The organism is Nonomuraea fuscirosea (genome assembly GCF_003001935.1).
Taxonomy (GTDB): Bacteria; Actinomycetota; Actinomycetes; order Streptosporangiales; family Streptosporangiaceae; genus Nonomuraea; species Nonomuraea fuscirosea.
The window spans coordinates 221,900-238,964 of record NZ_PVNG01000018.1; the positions used below are offsets into that span (position 1 = coordinate 221,900).

General features: G+C 70.3%; 13 protein-coding genes. 6 read left to right on the forward strand and 7 right to left on the reverse strand.

The genetic code is table 11. The annotated features are described in order from the left end of the window. The first annotated feature begins 60 nt into the window (after nucleotides 1-60). Nucleotides 61-1,347 (forward strand): NYN domain-containing protein, encoded by a 1,287-nt coding sequence (locus B0I32_RS36730; protein ID WP_106247596.1) that lies wholly within the window; start codon nucleotides 61-63, stop codon nucleotides 1,345-1,347. Between the two features lie 157 nt (nucleotides 1,348-1,504). Here the strand turns inward: B0I32_RS36730 and B0I32_RS36735 are convergent, their stop codons facing one another. Both B0I32_RS36735 and B0I32_RS36740 read right to left on the reverse strand, forming a co-directional pair. Further along, nucleotides 1,505-2,134, reverse strand: a complete 630-nt coding sequence (locus tag B0I32_RS36735) for a response regulator (protein WP_106247597.1) — start codon at nucleotides 2,132-2,134, stop codon at nucleotides 1,505-1,507. Nucleotides 2,135-2,137: 3 nt separating this feature from the next. After that, nucleotides 2,138-6,331, reverse strand: coding sequence for a HAMP domain-containing protein (locus B0I32_RS36740; protein ID WP_106247598.1), 4,194 nt, complete (start codon nucleotides 6,329-6,331; stop codon nucleotides 2,138-2,140). A 570-nt stretch (nucleotides 6,332-6,901) separates the two neighbouring features. Here B0I32_RS36740 and B0I32_RS36745 point away from each other — a divergent pair. Further along, the gene (locus B0I32_RS36745) at nucleotides 6,902-7,993 is read left to right on the forward strand and encodes a PP2C family protein-serine/threonine phosphatase (RefSeq protein WP_245956244.1); all 1,092 of its coding nucleotides are present in this window, start codon (nucleotides 6,902-6,904) and stop codon (nucleotides 7,991-7,993) included. A gap of 262 nt (nucleotides 7,994-8,255) precedes the next feature. Here the strand turns inward: B0I32_RS36745 and B0I32_RS36750 are convergent, their stop codons facing one another. The 3 genes from B0I32_RS36750 to rho form a co-directional block, all read right to left on the reverse strand. Next, nucleotides 8,256-10,034 carry a S9 family peptidase gene (locus B0I32_RS36750; protein ID WP_106247600.1) on the reverse strand — a complete coding sequence of 593 codons (1,779 nt, stop codon included), beginning with the start codon at nucleotides 10,032-10,034 and terminating at the stop codon, nucleotides 8,256-8,258. A gap of 144 nt (nucleotides 10,035-10,178) precedes the next feature. Continuing rightward, nucleotides 10,179-11,231, reverse strand: coding sequence for a putative RNA methyltransferase (locus B0I32_RS36755; protein ID WP_181308177.1), 1,053 nt, complete (start codon nucleotides 11,229-11,231; stop codon nucleotides 10,179-10,181). A gap of 75 nt (nucleotides 11,232-11,306) precedes the next feature. After that, entirely contained in the window at nucleotides 11,307-12,413 is a 1,107-nt protein-coding gene (rho, locus tag B0I32_RS36760) for a transcription termination factor Rho (protein ID WP_181308179.1), read from the reverse strand. 403 nt (nucleotides 12,414-12,816) lie between these two features. Here rho and B0I32_RS58120 point away from each other — a divergent pair, with 403 nt between their 5' ends. From B0I32_RS58120 to B0I32_RS36770, 3 genes are all read left to right on the forward strand, one after another. Next, entirely contained in the window at nucleotides 12,817-12,957 is a 141-nt protein-coding gene (locus B0I32_RS58120) for a hypothetical protein (RefSeq protein ID WP_181308181.1), read from the forward strand. Nucleotides 12,958-13,032: 75 nt separating this feature from the next. Further along, nucleotides 13,033-13,707, forward strand: a complete 675-nt coding sequence (locus B0I32_RS36765; RefSeq protein ID WP_106247603.1) for an MBL fold metallo-hydrolase — start codon at nucleotides 13,033-13,035, stop codon at nucleotides 13,705-13,707. Nucleotides 13,708-13,807: 100 nt separating this feature from the next. Then, nucleotides 13,808-14,293 carry an NUDIX domain-containing protein gene (locus tag B0I32_RS36770; RefSeq protein WP_106247605.1) on the forward strand — a complete coding sequence of 162 codons (486 nt, stop codon included), beginning with the start codon at nucleotides 13,808-13,810 and terminating at the stop codon, nucleotides 14,291-14,293. Here B0I32_RS36770 and B0I32_RS36775 read toward each other — a convergent pair. Next, nucleotides 14,252-16,153, reverse strand: a complete 1,902-nt coding sequence (locus B0I32_RS36775) for a sensor histidine kinase (protein ID WP_106247606.1) — start codon at nucleotides 16,151-16,153, stop codon at nucleotides 14,252-14,254. The genes B0I32_RS36770 and B0I32_RS36775 overlap by 42 nt on opposite strands. Before the next feature lie 62 nt (nucleotides 16,154-16,215). On the opposite strand from B0I32_RS36775, the gene B0I32_RS36780 reads away from it, so the two are divergent. Then, on the forward strand, nucleotides 16,216-16,641 hold the full coding sequence (locus B0I32_RS36780) for a hypothetical protein (protein WP_245956245.1): 426 nt from the start codon (nucleotides 16,216-16,218) through the stop codon (nucleotides 16,639-16,641). 10 nt (nucleotides 16,642-16,651) lie between these two features. Here the strand turns inward: B0I32_RS36780 and B0I32_RS36785 are convergent, their stop codons facing one another. After that, complete coding sequence (locus B0I32_RS36785) at nucleotides 16,652-17,011, reverse strand: hypothetical protein (protein ID WP_106247610.1); 360 nt, start codon at nucleotides 17,009-17,011, stop codon at nucleotides 16,652-16,654. Between the last annotated feature and the right edge of the window lie 54 nt (nucleotides 17,012-17,065).

The window sequence follows — 17,065 nt, forward strand, 5'->3', positions numbered from 1 at the left end:
GTCCGGTCTCTGACGGTGCAGAGCCAGCAAGGTCGGACCACCAGGAAAGGGGCGGTGTCAGTGGATCGCTGTGCGCTGTTCGTGGACGCTGGCTATCTGCTGGCGGACGGGGCGATGGCCGTGCACGGCACACGGCATCGCGAAGCGGTCTCCTGGGACTATCCAGGGCTGCTGCAGCTGATGACCAACCTGTCGCGCGAACGCACCGGCCTGCCGCTGCTGCGATGCTACTGGTACGAGGCGACGGTCGAGGGCCGGCGCACTCCCGAGCACGACGCGCTGGCCGACATACCGGGCCTCAAGCTCAGGCTGTCCCGCATCCGGCCGGGCCGGCGCGAGGGCGTCGACGCCCAGGTGCACCGCGACCTCATGACGCTCGCCCGCAACAACGCCATCTGCGACGCGGTCGTGGTCAGCGGCGACGAGGACCTGGCGCAGGTCGTGTGCGACGCCCAGGACCTCGGCATCAGGGTGAGCGTCATCCACATCGCGGCCGACGGCGGCTGGGCCGTCTCGCGCTCGCTCCGGCAGGAGTGCGACGACCTGGTCGAGCTGGGAGCGGTCCACCTGCGCCCCTACGTCAGCACGCTGACCGGCATCACCGAGTCCTCCAACGGCCACCACCAGCCCGCGAGCAACGGCCACGGCTCCCACTCGCTGCCGCCCGCGCCGCAGCCGTCCCTGCCCCCTTCGTCGCTGCCCTCCACCACAGGCGGCCACACGGGCAGCCACACCGGCGGCCACACGACCAGTCATACCGGCAGTCATACCGGCAGCCACTCGGGCAGCCACGCGGCCGGCTCGGCCGCCCACAACGGCCAGCCGTCGTCCAACGGGCACTCCGGCGGACGCGCGCAGACGCCGCCGCCCGCGCTGCCGACCTACTCCTACCAGCAGGAGCAGCCGGCCTACCCGCAGGAGCAGCCGCCGCCCGCCGCCCCGGCCACCGGGCCGATCCAGGCGCAGTCCCAGCCGTCCAGCCCCACCACCGGCCAGTTCTCCACCTCGTCCAGCGGCGCCTACCAGCCCGCGCAGCTCGGCCCCTACACCGGGCCGCAGCCGGCCCCCGTCGCGCAGCCCGCAGCGGCCACGGCGGGCGCCACCACGCTGTCCGACGCCGTCAAGGCCGCCCACCGCGAAGGCCACGACTTCGGCGACTCCGTCGCCCGCGACGCGCCCGCGCTGTGGCTGGAGGCGGTCCTGGCGCGCAAGCCGCGCATGCCGTCCGATCTGGAGGCGCGGCTGCTGCAGGGATCGTCGTTGCCGATCGACTTCCTGCTGCACGACGAGGTACGCCACGCCCTGCGACGCGGCTTCTGGGACGCTTTGGAACGCGCCCGTCAGTAACGCCCCGGGCGCCCCACAGGCCGCTGAGAGCGACGTCGCCCGTCGCTGCTGAGGCCCCCGCCCGCGAGATCGGCCTCGCCCGTCGCTGAGGCCCGCCTGACCCGGCACACGGAAGCGCCCCCGGGCGGCGGATGTCCCGGGGGCGGAGCGGGAGAGATCAGGAGAGCGCGTCGAAGCCGGCGCGCAGATGACCCAGGCGCTCGTTCAGGTCGGCCAGCGGCACCGACAGCGCCGGATCCTGGGACTTGCGGGCCAGCTCCCTGACCCGGGCCAGCTCGTCCTCCACCGCCGTCAGCCGCCGCGACAGCTCAGGCAGCACCGACGCGTGGTCGCCCGCCCCCGGCGGCAGTTCGCCGTTGACGCGGTCGCGCAGCAGGCTCGCCTGTTCGGCCAGGCGCTTGTTCATGTTGTACAGCTCGGAGAAGACCGACACCTTCGCCCGCAGCACCCACGGGTCGAACGGCTTGGTCAGGTAGTCGACCGCGCCCGCGGCGTAACCGCGGAAGGCGTAGTCGGGAGCGCTGTCGACTACGGTCAGGAAGATGATCGGGATGTTGCGGGTGCGCTCCCGCCGCTTGATGTGCGCGGCCGTCTCGAAGCCGTCCATGCCGGGCATGCGCACGTCCAGCAGGATCAGCGCGAACTCGGTGTTGAGCAGCGCTTTGAGCGCCTCCTCGCCCGATCTGGCGCGTACGGGCACCAGATCGAGGGAGCTGAGGATGGCCTCAAGCGCGATCAGGTTCTCCTCGCGGTCATCGACGAGGAGGATCTTGGCACGATCCGGCATCGATCACGACCCTTCGGCTGACGAGGCGGACGGCGAGGATTCGGACGCGGAACCCCGCCCGCGGCTGAGCCAGCCGCGCAGGCGTTCGAGCAGGCGGTCCACGTCGACCGGCTTGGGCACGTAGTCGGACGCGCCCGAGGCGATGCTCTTCTCCCGATCGCCCCGCATGACCTTGGCGGTCAGCGCGATGATCGGCAGGTCCGCGAACTGCGGCATGCGGCGGATGGCCGAGGTCGTGGCCCAGCCGTCCATCTCCGGCATCATGATGTCCATCAGTACGAGCGCGACGTCCTCGTTCCGTTCGAGCTGCTCGATACCCTCCCGTCCGTTTTCAGCGTAGACGACGGTCGAGCCGTGTCGCTCCAGCACGCTGGTGAGCGCGAAGACGTTACGGATGTCGTCGTCCACGATGAGGATCTTGGCGCCGCTGAGCGGGTCGTCGCCCTGCCACTGGCTGGGCGTCTCGACCGGCGGCTCGACCAGCTCGGGCATCGGCAGGTCGAGCGGCAGCGGCGGCTCGGGCGTGGCGGCGGAGCTGTCGTCCGACGGCGGCGCCATGAGCTGGCGGCGGGTCGCCGCCCCGCCGTCGGTCGCGGCCAGCGGACCGGTGTAGGAGGCCGGCAGGTAGAGCGTGAACGTGCTGCCCTTGCCCAGCTCGCTGTCCACGTGGATCTCGCCGCCGAGCAGCCGGGCGATGTCGCGGCAGATCGCGAGGCCCAGGCCGGTGCCGCCGTACTTCCTGCTCGTGGTGCCGTCGGCCTGCCTGAACGCCTCGAAGATGACGTCACGCTTGTCGGGCGCGATGCCGATGCCGGTGTCGATCACCTGGAACGCCATCAGATCGTCGGCCTCGTGCAGGGTGTCGTCGTCGAACTCGACCCCCGCCGGCGGCTTCGTGATGCGCAGCTTCACCTCGCCACGCGGCGTGAACTTCACCGCGTTGGACAGCAGGTTGCGCAGCACCTGCTGCAGGCGCTGCTCGTCGGCGCGCAGCTCGTGCGGCACGTCGGATTCGACGTCGACGCTGAACGACAGGCCCTTGTCCTGGGCCAGCGGCGCGAACGCCGCCTCCAGCAGGTCGACCATCTTCGGCAGCGACACCTGGATCGGATGGATGTCCATCCGGCCCGCCTCGACCTTCGACAGGTCGAGCATGTCGTTGATCAGCTGGAGCAGCGCCGAGCCCGCGCTGTGGATGGTCCTGGCGAACTCGACCTGCTGCGAGGTCAGGTTGCCCTCGGCGTTCTCGGTCAGCAGCTTGGCCAGCACCAGCAGGCTGTTGAGCGGCGTGCGCAGCTCGTGGGACATGTTGGCGAGGAACTCGGACTTGTAGCGCGAGGACACCGCGAGCTGCTCGGCCCGCTCCTCCAGCGTCCGCCTGGCCTGCTCGATCTGGAAGTTCTGGATCTCGATCGCGCGGTTCTGCTTGGCCAGCAGCGCCGCCTTGTCCTCCAGCTCGGCGTTGGACCTGCGCAGCTCCTCCTGCTGGCGCTGCAGCTCGTCGGAGCGCTCCTGCAGCTCGCGGGTGAGCCGCTGGGACTCGGTCAGCAGGTCCTCGGTGCGGGAGTTGGCGATGATGGTGTTCATCGTGACGCCGATGGTCTCGACGAGCTGGGTCAGGAAGTCGAGGTGCACCTCGCCGAACGGCGTGAACGAGGCCAGCTCCAGCACGCCCAGCACGCGGTTCTCGAACAGGATCGGCAGCACCACGATCTGCGCCGGCGTCGAGCGGCTGAGCCCGCTGTCGATGGTGATGAACTGCGGCGGCACGTCGTCGAGGACGATGTGCCGGCCCTCGGCCGCCGCCTGCCCGACGATGCCCTCGCCGATCCCGAAGCGCTGGCGCGGGCCCCGGTCGGGACGCACGCCGTAGCCGCCGATCAGGATCAGCTCGTGGTCGCCCTCGGGGTCGATGCTGTAGAAGGCGCCGTAGCGGGCCGAGACCAGCGGGGTCAGCTCGCTCATCGTCAGCTTGGCCACTTCGAGCAGGTCGCGGTGACCCTGCATGAGCCGGGAGATGCGGGCCAGGTTGGACTTGAGCCAGTCTTGCTCCTGGTTGGCCTGCGTGGTCTCGCGCAGGCTGCCCACCATCGAGTTGATGTTGTCCTTCAGCTCGGCCAGCTCGCCCTGCGCCTCGACGGCGATCGAGCGGGTCAGGTCGCCGCGGGCGACGGCGCTGGTCACGGTCGCGATGGCGCGGATCTGCGTGGTGAGGCTCTCGGCCAGCTCGTTGACGCTCTCGGTGAGCCGCTTCCAGGTGCCTTCGACGCCCTCGACCCGGGCCTGACCGCCGAGCTGGCCGTCGGAGCCGACCTCGCGGGCGACTCGGGTCACCTCGGAGGCGAACGAGGACAGCTGGTCGACCATCCGGTTGACGGTGGTCTTGAGGGCCAGGATCTCGCCCTGGGCATCGACGTCGATCTTGCGGGTCAGGTCGCCGTTGGCGACCGCGGTGGTCACCTCGGCGATGTTGCGGACCTGATAGGTCAGGTTGTTCGCCATGGAGTTGACGTTGTCGGTGAGGTCCTTCCAGACGCCCGACACGCCCTTCACCCTGGCCTGGCCGCCGAGCTGCCCCTGCGTGCCGACCTCGCGGGCGACTCGGGTCACCTCGTCGGCGAAGGAGGACAGCTGGTCGACCATGGTGTTGAGGGTGTCCTTCAGCTGCAGGATCTCGCCCTGCGCGTCCACCGTGATCTTCTTCGACAGGTTGCCCTGCGCCACCGCGGACGACACCGCCGCGATCTGGCGCACCTGCGAGGTCAGGTTGTTGGCCATCGAGTTGACGTTGTCGGTGAGGTCCTTCCAGACCCCGGACACGCCGCGCACCTGCGCCTGGCCGCCGAGCTGGCCCTCCGTGCCGACCTCGCGGGCGACTCGGGTCACCTCGGAGGCGAACGAGGACAGCTGCTCGACCATCGTGTTCATGGTCGACTTGAGCTCCAGGATCTCGCCCTGGGCGTCCACGTCGATCTTGCGGGTCAGGTCGCCGTTGGCCACGGCCGTGGTCACCTGGGCGATGTTGCGGACCTGATAGGTCAGGTTGTTCGCCATGGAGTTGACGTTGTCGGTGAGGTCCTTCCAGACGCCCGACACGCCCTTCACCTCGGCCCGGCCGCCCAGCTTGCCCTCGGTGCCCACTTCGCGGGCGACGCGGGTGACCTCGTCGGCGAAGGAGGACAGCTGGTCGACCATGGTGTTGAGGGTGTCCTTCAGCTGCAGGATCTCGCCCTGCGCGTCCACCGTGATCTTCTTCGACAGGTTGCCCTGGGCCACCGCCGTCGCCACGGTCGCGATGCTGCGCACCTGGGAGGTCAGGTTGTTGGCCATGAAGTTGACGTTGTCGGTCAGGTCCTTCCAGACGCCCGACACGCCGGTCACCTGCGCCTGGCCGCCGAGCTGTCCTTCGGTGCCGACCTCGCGGGCGACTCGGGTCACCTCTTCGGCGAAGCCGGACAGCTGGTCGACCATCGTGTTGACGGTGTTCTTCAGCTCGAACATCTCGCCCACGGCGTCGACCGTGACCTTGCGGCTCAGGTCGCCCTTGGCCACCGCGGTGGTCACCACGGCGATGTCGCGCACCTGGGCCGCCACGCGCGACGACATCGTGTTGACGGCCTCGGTGAGGTCGCGCCAGCTGCCGGACATGCCGCGCAGGTTGGCGCTGCCGCCCAGCCGGCCCTCGGTGCCCGCCTCGCGCGCCACCCGCGTGACCTCGGAGTTGAACAGCGCGAGCTGGTCGACCATGCCGTTGATGGCCTTGCCCAGCCGGCGCACCTCGCCGCGGGCCGAGCGGTCGAGGTCGATCCGCCGGGACAGATCTCCCTTGGCCACCGCGTCGATGACGTCGGCCGCGCCACTCACCGGGCTCACCAGGGCGTCGATCAGCATGTTGACCGACTCGACGCTCTCCGCCCACGCGCCGACGCCCGGGCCGGGCGTCAGCCGCTCGCCGAAGCGGCCATCCTTGACCACTTCTTTACGCACGCGTACCAGCTCGTTGGCGAGGTGCTCGCGACGGTCGGCCACTTCGTTGAGCAGCAGCCGCACCTCGCTGAGAATGCCGGGAGGCGCATGAGGAACCCGCCGCCGGAAGTCGCCGTCACGCCAGGAGAAGAGAGTCTCCAGGATGGGCACGAGATCCGACTCGGTGTAAGTCCTCTCCTCCGGGCTTGGCGCGGCCTTGGCCGTGGTCATGGGGCCTCCTTCACTCGCACCTGGCTCCGGCGAGTGATTCAAGTCTGTCACGATGAGTAGCTCGTAGTCCTGCCCTTGGATTTACCCCAAGTCAGCGGGAAGTGTGGTAGGCACGTGTGGATGACTGCTTCTCCCCATGCGGTGCTCGCTGCGACGTTCGCGCCAGGCGATACCGCTGTGACGTCTGCGATGAGGTTCACGCGCGAGGTGATGACCGCGTGGGCCACCGGAGGCGTGCTCCATATCGCCGAGCAGGTCGCAGGAGACCTGACCGAACAGGTCGCTGACGAGCCGTTTGAGGTGATTTGGAAGCATTTCGGGGACGCAGTCCAAGTGGAGTTGCGGCAGCGAAACCTTTCCCAGGGCGATCCGAAACCCCCTTCTGTCAACGTAGAGGAATGGGGAGTCACCTTTGCGGGTGATTCCCGTGTCCATTGGGCTAGGCTCACGCTACCTGGCTCCGCGGACCGGGTCGCCGCCGAATGGCTGGAGGAGAGCAGCAGAGGGCCCCACTGGCTGGGGTTCCTGGCCGACGCCAGCGATCTGCTGGCGGGCACGCTCGACCCCGACATGGTGCCGGCCATCATCGCGCAGGTCGTGGTGCCGCGCCTGGCCAACTGGTGCGCCGTCTACACCTCCGACAACTCCGGGCCGCTGCGGCTGGTCTACCTCTGGCACGCCGACGAGGCCAGGATCGACGGCCTGCGCGAGCAGCTCGCCGAGATGGACATCGACGCCGCCGACACCCGGGTCACCTCCACGATCCACCTGCCCGACTCGCAGGTGCTGGCCGTGCCGCTGACCGCGCGCGGGCGCGGTCTCGGCATGATGTGCCTGGGCCGGCCCGACCGCTTCCCCGACGAGGTCATCCAGTTCGCCGAGGACATCGGCAGGCGCGCCGCCCTCGCCATGGACAACGCCAGGCTCTACGCCCAGCAGGCCGCCGCCAACCGGGCGCTGCAGCGCAGCCTGCTCCCGCCCAACGAGCCCGAGGTCCCCGGGCTCGACTACGGCGTCATCTACGAGCCCGCGGGCGAGGCCAACGAGGTCGGCGGCGACTTCTACGACCTGTTCAAGGCGGGCGACGACTCCTGGCGCTTCGCCATCGGCGACGTCTGCGGCACCGGCCCGGAGGCCGCCGCCGTGACCGGGCTGGCCCGCCACACGCTGCGGCTGCTGGCCCGCGAGGGTTACGGTGTGGCGGCGGTGCTCGGCCGGCTCAACCAGGCGATCCTGGAGGAGGGCGAGCGGGCCAGGTTCCTCACGCTGCTGCACGGCGACATCACGCCCGTGCCCGACGGGCTGGAGGTACGCCTCGTCTCGGCCGGTCATCCCGAGGCCCTGCGGCTCAGGGCGAGCGGCAAGGTCGAGGCCGTGACCACGCCGCAGTCGCTGCTCGGGGTCTTCCACGAGGTCATGTTCGAGGCCGACACCATCCATCTGGATCCCGGTGACGTGCTGCTGGCGGTGACGGACGGGGTGACGGAACGGCGCTCGGGCGGGCGGCTGCTCGACGACGACGGCGGCCTGGCCAAGCTGCTGGCCGAGTGCGCCGGGCTGTCGGCCAGGGCGGTGGCCGAGCGCATCCGCAGGGGCGCGGCCGACTTCGCCTCCGAGCCCAGCGCCGACGACCTGGCCATCGTGGTCCTGCGCGCCCGCTAGAGCACGGTCCTGGGACGTCGCCGACCAGGGGCCCTCACGGGTGGTGCTCAATGTGTGCCCTCCGGCTACTTGCGGGTGGCCGTGATGATGACAGGCGGAACGGCCGCAGGTCAAGAGGCCAGTCAGGGGGTGCGGTCGAGGAGCGCGCGGCCGGGGGACCTCACCCGGAGGCGCGCGGCCAAGAAGAGCGTCGCCCGGCGTGCGGGGCCCGGGGTCCGGGGGCCCGGGAGGAGCGTCGCCCGGCGTGCGGGGCCCGGGAGGGTCAGCAGACCGGGCGCCAGGCCGTGCTCACGTGCTTGCGGGCGAACTCCAGCTGCAGCGCCGTCTGCGCGAGCCGTTCAGCGACCACGAGGGCGCCCCGGACCGAGTCGTACATGTAGACCTCGTGTTCGAGGCCGTTCTCGGCCAGCTTGGCCACGTACTTCTCGATCTGGCGCAGCGGGCAGCGCGCGTCGTTGTCGCCGGCCAGGATCAGCAGCGGGCTCTTGACCTGGTCGACGTAGGTGATCGGGGAGCTGGCCGCGTACCGTTCCGGCTGCTCCTCCGGGGAGCCGCCGAGCAGGGCGCGGTGAAAGGCGCGCAGGCTCTCGGCCTCGTCCTCGTACGACGTCTGGTGGCAGGCGATCGGCACCGCGGCGATGCCGCACGCCCACAGCTCGGGCTGGGTGCCGAGGCCGAGCAGGGTCAGATAGCCGCCCCACGCCGAGCCGGCGAGCACCGTCCTGGCCGGGTCGGCGATGCCCTGGTCGACCACCCACTGCCGGACGGCCGCGACGTCCGCCAGCTCGATGTGGCCGACGTCGCCGTGCAGCGCGTCGCGCCAGGCCGAGCCGTAGCCGGTCGAGCCCCGGTAGTTGACCCGCACCACGGCGAAGCCGGCGTCCACCCAGGCCGCGACCTCCGGGGAGAAGGCGTCGCGGTCATGGGAGGTCGGGCCGCCGTGCAGCAGGAACACGGTGGGATAGGGCGCCACGCCGGTCTCCGGCCTGGAGACCAGCGCGTGGATGCGGCCGCCCTCGCCTTCGACGTCCACGTCCTCGACGGGGACGCTCGGCGGGGCGGGCGGGCCGTTGGAGTTGACCACGACCTGGCCGGTGCTCGACCGGATGACCGGCGGGCGCGAGGCGCTCGACCACGAGTACTCGACCTGGCCGCCGGGCCGGGGCGCGGCCTCCTCGATCACGCCGTGCGGGGTGTCGATGAGGGTCAGGCCGCCGCCGGCGAGGTCGTAGCGGTGCAGGTAGCTGCGGCCACGGTCGTCGCGCAGGATGAGCAGGCCGCGGCCGTCGTCGTACCACTCGGCGTTCAGGTCGCCGGAGTCGCGCAGCCAGATCTCGCGCTGCTCGCCGGTGACCGGGTCCCAGACGAGGGGCTCGTGGCGCCGGCGGCGCTCGTGCAGCGCCAGCAGGCGGCGGTCGCCGACGACGGGGGCGAAGGCGAGGCCGGTCACGCCCTTGCCGAGGCCGTCGTGCAGCTCGCCGACCGTGCGGCCGTTCTGGCGGACGACGCGCAGGGCCGGGTGGCGGAAGTCGCCGTACTCGCCGTGGTTGATGGCGATCAAGGAGCCGTCGAGCGACATGGCGGCCACCCACGCCGCCTCCGTGTGCTCGTACAGCAGCTCGGTGGGCTCGCCCGCGCGGACGAGGTGGACGCGGAAGGCCCGCTCGGCGGCCAGGCTGATCGCGGCGACGCCCGTCGTGGACAGGGCGATGCCGCCGGGCTGGCCGGGCGGCAGGTCGGGGGCGACGGGCTCGTCGAGGCCGCCGGTGAACGGCTGGCGCCGCCACTCGCCGAAGTCGGCGCCGGTGTCGGCGAACCAGTAGATCCACTGGCCGGTGGGGTCGATCGCGGCGTACGCGGTGCCCGTGGGCCGGTCGGTGACCTGGCGGGTGGTGCCGGTCAGCCGGTCCCAGGCGTAGACCTCCCACTTGCCGGTGGCGTTGGAGCGGTAGATGGAGCGGTTCGGGGCCTGACGCGCCCAGGACGGCAGCGTCATGCGCGAGGCCCGGAACCTGGCCTGCCAGCGTTCCTCCGCCTTCATCCGACGCGCCCCCTCCCTTGAGTGACTCGCGCCTCCCGGCGCGGGATGCCGTCCAGTATTGCGCCTGTGTCGGGGAAATACTCCAAGAATGTGGGGGAATTTCGGACTAAATGCCCCATCGGTAACACCAGTCGCTCATGCCCGTCAAGCAACGGGTCTTGATCGGGGGACCGGTTCGAAGATAGACAGCTGGAACGCCGCGCGCGTCACCACTTTTCGCTGTCCTGCTGCGCCGTTTCGAGCGACAAATGCGGCGATTCGCTCATCAAGCCTGGCTGGCTCGTTATGCCATGCATTCGGTCCCATCCCGATGACTTTGGCGATGTCGCCATGTTCCAGTTCCATCTCGAACTCGATCGAGCGCCGATCCGACTCCGCGAAACCGTCCAGGCTGCGAGCCACCCTGCGCTCTTTCTCCTCATCGACCGAGAGCAGGCCGAGTTCCCCGACCAGCGGGCTGAGATGCGACGGTGCGGGGGTGACGACGACCGCGACGCCGTCAGGACGCAGGATCCGCCGGAACTCCGGCCCGTTCCTGGGCGCGAAGACGTCGATCACCACGTCGGCCACCCCACTCCTGATGGGAAGCGGACGCCACACGTCGGCCACGAACGCCCCTGCCCTCGGATGCACTCGTGCCGCCCGGCGTACAGCGTGCTTCGACACATCGAACGCCATCCCGATGCCATCGTTGATCGCGGTGAGCGCGGCCCCCAGATAGTGTCCGGTGCCCGTGCCCGCGTCGACGATCACCGGCGCGGCCCTGCCCTCCACGCGACGATCTTCGACGAAACCCGGCTCTTGCCCGGGACCACCTCGTCCCACGCCGAAACCGGCCTCCACTCCCGCAACACGGTACGCCCTCAACTCCCCGCCGTCATTCGTTTCGGTAGAGGACTCATGTTTTTCGGGAACGTTGTCGCTTGTCGCATATGCCCGCACCGCTTCCGTCACTGCTTCCGCCACCGCTTCCATGAGTGGCGCGTAGTGACCCTGGTCGAGGAAAGCGGCCCGCGCGGCCACCATTTCCCGACTGTCGGCGGTGCCCGGCGGCCTGTTTCCGACCAGCAGGCTGACGTATCCCTGCTTGGCGACGTCGAAGGAGTGGCCGGCGGCGCATCGCAGCGTGCTCCCGTCGAGCCGTACGTCGGCGCGGCACACGGGACAGATGAGGTAGTCGACGATGTCAGCCAGCATGCGGCCCATTGTCGTGCACCGTTCGTCGTGCACCGTTGTCGTGCACCGTCTCGTACGGTCACACGTTGGGCGGGCTCAGGCGGCCTGCGCCTCAAGGAGGAAGGCGGCGTTGGAGGGGGTGGAGCGGAGCCGTTCGATCAGGGCTTCGAGGCCCTGACGCTTCTCCAGCGAGGTGAGCGTGCGCCGCAGCCGCCAGACGATCTGCCGCTCCCCGTCGTGCAGCAGGATCTCCTCGCGCCGCGTGCCCGAGGCGTCCAGGTCCACGGCCGGGAACAGCCGCCGCTCCGCCAGTTCGCGGGTCAGGTGCAGCTCCATGTTCCCCGTGCCCTTGAACTCCTCGTACAGGCTGTTGTCCATCCGCGAGCCCGTGTCCACGAGCGCGGTGGCGAGGATGGTGAGCGAGCCGCCGCCCTCCACGTTGCGGGCGGCGCCGAAGAAGCGCTTGGGCGGATACAGGGCGGCGGCGTCGATGCCGCCGGTGAGCACGCGCCCGCCGCTGGGCGCCACGTTGTTGTAGGCCCGTCCCAGCCTGGTCAGCGAGTCGAGCAGCAGGACCACGTCCCGGCCCGCCTCCACGAGCCGCTTGGCCCGCTCGACGGCCAGCTCGGCGACGGCGGTGTGGTCGCGGTCGGGGTGGTCGAAGGTCGAGGCGAAGATCTCGCCGCTGATGGAGGCGCGCATCTCGGTGACCTCCTCGGGCCGCTCGCCCACCAGCACCACCATTAGGTGCGCCTCGGGGTGGTTGCGGGTGATGCCGGCGGCCAGCGCCTGGAGGACCATCGTCTTGCCGGCCTTCGGCGGCGCCACGATGAGGCCGCGCTGGCCCTTGCCGATGGGGGCGAAGAGGTCGATGACGCGGGTGCTGAGCGACTCGGTCTCGACGTTGAGCCGCTCGGTCGGATGGACGGGGGTGAGCTCGGCGAAGTGCGGCCGGCCGCGCCAGTCGGCGGAGCCGTTGACGGACTCGACGCCGAGCAGCTTGTTGCCGGCGAAGGAGGCGACGACGTGGTCGCCGGGCCGCAGGCCGTACTGGCGGGCCTTGTCGGCCTGCACCCGGATGTCGCCGGGACCGGGGAGCTGCCCCGCCCGGATGAAAGCTGATTTGTCACGCAGGTCGAGCAGGCCGCTGACCTGCTGAACCGGTACGGCATCACGTTGCCGCGGAATGGTCTGCACAGACATGATGGAACCCCTCAGGGGAAACGCGCCTGGGCCAGGTGAAGGCCCGGCGAAAATGATGAGGACGGCTGGACCCGAGGAAACGGGGTCGAACCTGATGAAGACCGGCGGAGCTTGAAGCTCTACGCCTGGTGGCAAGCTACCACATCTTCCGGCCCATACAACGCCTAGCCCTCTTGGGCTATTCCCGGGCGGTTCTGGTGTGTTGAGCCCCGTCCCACGGGCAGGGGCGTGACAGTGTTCTTCTCGGCACCGGACGGCGAGGAAAATTACCGCACTCCGGTGTACCGAAAGGCGCAGAACCCCCATCGACGCGGCGTCATCGTGTCAAGTGGCATGCAGGATCCCTGCAACTCGATGAGGGTTCCATAGGAACCGACAGAAAACTCCTTGGGGGAGCAGCATCATGAAGACCGTCAACTGCCCGCGCTGTCACCACGAACTCGACGAGGGCCCGATCATGTACCGGTGCGCACACTGCTGCCGCGCCGTCTACGCCGCCGACGTCGAGAACGAGTACGTTCCGCGTCAGCCCGTCGCCGCCTAGTCTGGCCAGGTGCCGCACAAGTCGATAACCGTGTCCGGCGTCGAGGTGACGCCACTCTGTGACGCCGTAGGTCCCATGGGAGCGGCGATCCGCCGCCCGCCGGCGACGATGTTCGCCGGGTCCGCTCTTCCCGACGAGCCGTGGGTCCTGCACTTCCACTGCTATCTCATCCGCGACGCCGCCGGCCGGCTGACCCTGGTCGACACCGGGATCGGCGCCGCGGACTCCCCGGCCGCGAGCTGGGCGCCGGTCCCCGGCACCCTGACCGGCGAGCTGGCCGCCGCGGGCGTCGAGCCCGCCGAGGTCACCACCGTCATCCTCACCCACCTGCACAGCGACCACGCCTCTGGCACGGTCGCGGACGGCAGGCCGGCGTTCGAGAACGCCCGCTACGTCCTGCAGCGGGCCGAGCTGGACGCGGCGAACGGCCGGATGCTCGACGAGGTCGTCACCACCATCAAAGGGCAGCTCCACGTCGTCGAGGGCGACGCCGAGGTCGCGCCGGGCGTCCACGTCCACGCCGCCCCCGGGCACACGCCCGGCCACCAGATCGCCCGGGTCGGCGAGGTGGCCATGACCGGCGACCTGATCCTGCACCCCGTGCAGCTGGCCGATCCCGGCATCCGCTACCTGTACGACGACGACCAGGAGGCGGCCGCGCGCACCAGGACCGAGGTGCTCGACCGGCTGAGGGCCGAACACGCCGTTCTCGCCACCGCCCACTTCAGCGAGCCGTTCCTCCGTCTCTGAGAGGGCGGCCTGGGAGCGGTCGTGGCGGCTTGACCACGGAACTCGCGACCCGCCACGGCGAAGCGAGGGGCGTCGCCACCCGCTCTGCCATAGTGCCTTTGTGAGCGATGACTTCTGGTCCACGGTGCACCGCGCGATCGCGGGGGCGTCGGCGTACATCACCGACGAGCACGGCCGCGTGCTCCTGGTCGATCCCAACTACAGGGAGCACTGGTCGTTCCCCGGCGGCATGGTCGACGCGGGCGAGCATCCCGCGCAGGCGTGCGCCAGGGAGGTGGCCGAGGAGGTGGGGCTCTCGGTCGAGGTCGGCAGGCTGCTGACGGTGAGCTGGGTCGACGGGCTGGCCAACGTGCCCTACCCGGTGGTCACCTTCATGTTCGACTGCGGCGAGGTCCCGTCGGACACGCCGATCTCGCTGCAGGCCGAAGAGCTCGACGACTACGGCTTCTTCACGCTGGAGGAGGCGGAGGGGCTGCTGGCCGGCCACGCGTACGAACGCCTGCTGGCCACCGCCGCCGCCCGCGCCTCCGGCGGGCTGACCTACCTACCTCCCGGCCATCGCGGGCTGGTCGGCCAGAAGAGCTGACGGCAGGGCGACCATCGCGGCCAGACCGCCGTACGGCGACGGCGCCAGGGTGACCTTGATGCCGTGCCTGCCGGCCAGCCTGGAGACCACGAAGAGGCCGAGCCGGTCGCTCTGGGCCAGGTCGAACTCGGGGGTCTTGGCGAGCCGGTCGTTCAGCTCGTCCAGCTCGGTGCGCGGCAGCCCGAGGCCGCGGTCCTCGATCTCCACCATGAGCCCGTGCGGGGTGCTGCCGCAGCGCACGTCCACCCGGGTCTGCGGCGGTGAGAAGAGGGTGGCGTTCTCGATCAGCTCGGCGATCAGGTGGGCCACGTCGGTGACCGCCGCGCCGAGCAGCGCGACCGGTGGCGGCTGCATCACCTCGACCCGCTCGTACTCCTCCACCTCCGCCACGGCCGCGCGCAGCACGTCGTGGATCGGCACCGGGTTGCGCCAGCCCCGGCCGGGGGTCTGGTCCGACAGGATGATCAGGCTCTCCGCGTGCCTGCGCATGCGGGTGGTGAGGTGGTCGAGCTTGAACAGGTCCGCCAGCGTCTCGGGCGCCTCGGTGGCCCGCTCCATGCTGTCGAGCTGCAGCAGCTGCCGGTGCAGCAGCGACTGGTTGCGCCTGGCCAGGTTCACGAACACCTGGCTGACGCCGTGCCGCAGTCTGGCCTGGTCCACGGTGGCCTCCACGGCGGTCGCGTGGACGTCGTTGAAGGCCTTGACGATGTCGACGATCTCCGACGTCTGCGCCTTGACCTCCAGCGGCGCCACCTCCTCGGCCGTCGGCGGCCCCGCGTCGCCGCGCAGCCGTTTGACCAGCCCGGCCAGCCGCACCTCGGCCAGCTCCGTGGCGGCGTCGCGCAGCCCGGCCAGCTCGCGCACCAGGCGCTTGCGGAAGCGCAGCGAGATCATGATGGAGGCGATGACCGCGATCAGGCCCACGCCGCCGGCGACGCCCAGCTTGACCAGCATGCCGATGGCGGTCGGGGTCACCCGCTGGGTGATGCCGCGCACGGCCAGCGCCTGGTCGCGCTCGACGGCGTTCCACAGGTTCTGGGCGTCGATGGGCCAGGTGGCCGCGCTCGCGGGCAGCCCGTCGACGGTCGAGGGCCCCTTGATCTGGTCCTCGGCCGCCATGAACTCGGTGTAGACGGGGGCGGTGGACAGCCTCTCGTACGGGCCGCGCAGGTCGCCGTCCAGGTGCGACAGCGCCTGCGTGAAGAGCAGCCGCCTGGTGGCCGCCATCCCCGTGAACGCCTCCCGCTCGCGAGGCTCCACCCTGCCCTTGGCCAGCGCGATCGCGATCAGCGCCCGTTCCCTGGACAGCAGGTCCTTGGCCTCGCCCATCATGGTGACGGCCCTGGCCTGCTGGTAGAGCACCATGTCGGGCACCAGGACCATGGCGTCGTACATGCGGAAGGCCGCGTCCACGATCTGGCTGTAGCCGTCGATGACGTCGAGCGGCGCGACGACGGTGCCGTCCACCTCGCGGCGGACGTCGGGGAGCTGGTCGAGCTTGCCGATCAGCGCGTTGAGCTGCATGGTCATCTGGGGCGTCAGCTCGTGCTGCTGCTTGGCCAGGTCGCGGAACGCCGCCACGGCCCGGTCGGTCCTGCCGCGCTCCCTGGCCATCTCGTTCGCGCCCTGACCGGTGACCAGGAACTCCACCGAGGCCAGCCGCTCGTTCTGCAGGCCGATGGTGACCCGCTCGGACGGTGCGGCCAGATTCGTGGCCATTTCGTTGATCGCGAGCAGGCGGACGCCGTCGCCGCCGGTCAGGCCGGCCGCGAACGCCCACAGACCCACCAGGGACAGCAGCGGGACGAGCAGGAGGATGAGGAGTTTGAGTGCGATGGGACGGCCACGCGTGGGGGGCATGCGACCTCCGGGTGCATGATGAGATCGCCTCGCAGAGTACACCCCCCTTTGGAAGGATTTCTGTGCGTCTTCCGCGTTCTTTCTCCGGCTGGACCATGTGGGTCTTCGGCGTGCTCGCCTTCGCGCTCGGCCTGCTCGGCCTGATCTCACCCGGAACCCTGCTCGTCATGCTGGGCTTCGAGGTGCTCGACGTCAGGCCCGCCGGGGATTACACGCTGGTCTATATGGCCGCCTCGTCCATGGCGGCGGTCAACATGGGCGTCTACTACGTCTTCGCCGCGGCGGCGGACTACACGCCGTTCTTCCGCTGGACGGTGCCGTTCCGGCTGGTGACGTTCACCGTCTTCACCACGCTGGTGGTGACCGGCGCGGCGCCCGCCGAGTTCTTCGGCGTCGGGCTCTGGGAGGGGCTGGGAGCGGTGATCACCGGGATCGCACTCTGGCGCGAGGGCAAGCTGCTGCCCTCGCGCCAGGTCGCCGACGTCTAGTGCCGTCCTTCTATGGGCGCTCGTGCGCGCCGCGGGCGACGAGCTGGTCGCCGTCGGACGCGGTGTGCTCGCGCTCCAGCTTCCGCTCCAGGTCGCGCTTCTCCTCCTCCAGCTGGGCCACCCGGCTGGTGGTCTCGGCCCTGGCGCTGCGCAGCCGGCGGCGCTGCCTGGCGGTCCTGCGCGAACCCGAGCCCATCAGCCACAGGCCCAGCAGCAGGACGGCCGCAGCGGCCGCCCCCGCCAGGAACATGCCCACGTGGTTGAACTCGAAGGTGTAGCCGAACAGGATGTACCTGGTGCTCTCTTCCGTGAGCACCAGGGCGAAGGCACCGCCGGCGAGCAGGATCAGGATCAGTCCCAGTACGATCATCCAACTCACCCCTTGTCGTAAGAGGGGTTTCCCCTGCCCGTAGATCGACGCTCC

Excerpts from the sequence above, each read along its gene's own strand:
- B0I32_RS36735 (WP_106247597.1), bottom strand. The coding sequence starts at position 2,134 with ATGCCGGATCGTGCCAAGATCCTCCTCGTCGATGACCGCGAGGAGAAC.
- B0I32_RS36740 (WP_106247598.1), bottom strand. The coding sequence starts at position 6,331 with ATGACCACGGCCAAGGCCGCGCCAAGCCCGGAGGAGAGGACTTACACC.
- B0I32_RS36745 (WP_245956244.1), top strand. The coding sequence starts at position 6,902 with ATGGTGCCGGCCATCATCGCGCAGGTCGTGGTGCCGCGCCTGGCCAAC.
- B0I32_RS36750 (WP_106247600.1), bottom strand. The coding sequence starts at position 10,034 with ATGAAGGCGGAGGAACGCTGGCAGGCCAGGTTCCGGGCCTCGCGCATG.
- B0I32_RS36755 (WP_181308177.1), bottom strand. The coding sequence starts at position 11,231 with ATGCTGGCTGACATCGTCGACTACCTCATCTGTCCCGTGTGCCGCGCC.
- rho (WP_181308179.1), bottom strand. The coding sequence starts at position 12,413 with ATGTCTGTGCAGACCATTCCGCGGCAACGTGATGCCGTACCGGTTCAG.
- B0I32_RS58120 (WP_181308181.1), top strand. The coding sequence starts at position 12,817 with ATGAAGACCGTCAACTGCCCGCGCTGTCACCACGAACTCGACGAGGGC.
- B0I32_RS36765 (WP_106247603.1), top strand. The coding sequence starts at position 13,033 with ATGGGAGCGGCGATCCGCCGCCCGCCGGCGACGATGTTCGCCGGGTCC.
- B0I32_RS36775 (WP_106247606.1), bottom strand. The coding sequence starts at position 16,153 with ATGCCCCCCACGCGTGGCCGTCCCATCGCACTCAAACTCCTCATCCTC.
- B0I32_RS36785 (WP_106247610.1), bottom strand. The coding sequence starts at position 17,011 with ATGATCGTACTGGGACTGATCCTGATCCTGCTCGCCGGCGGTGCCTTC.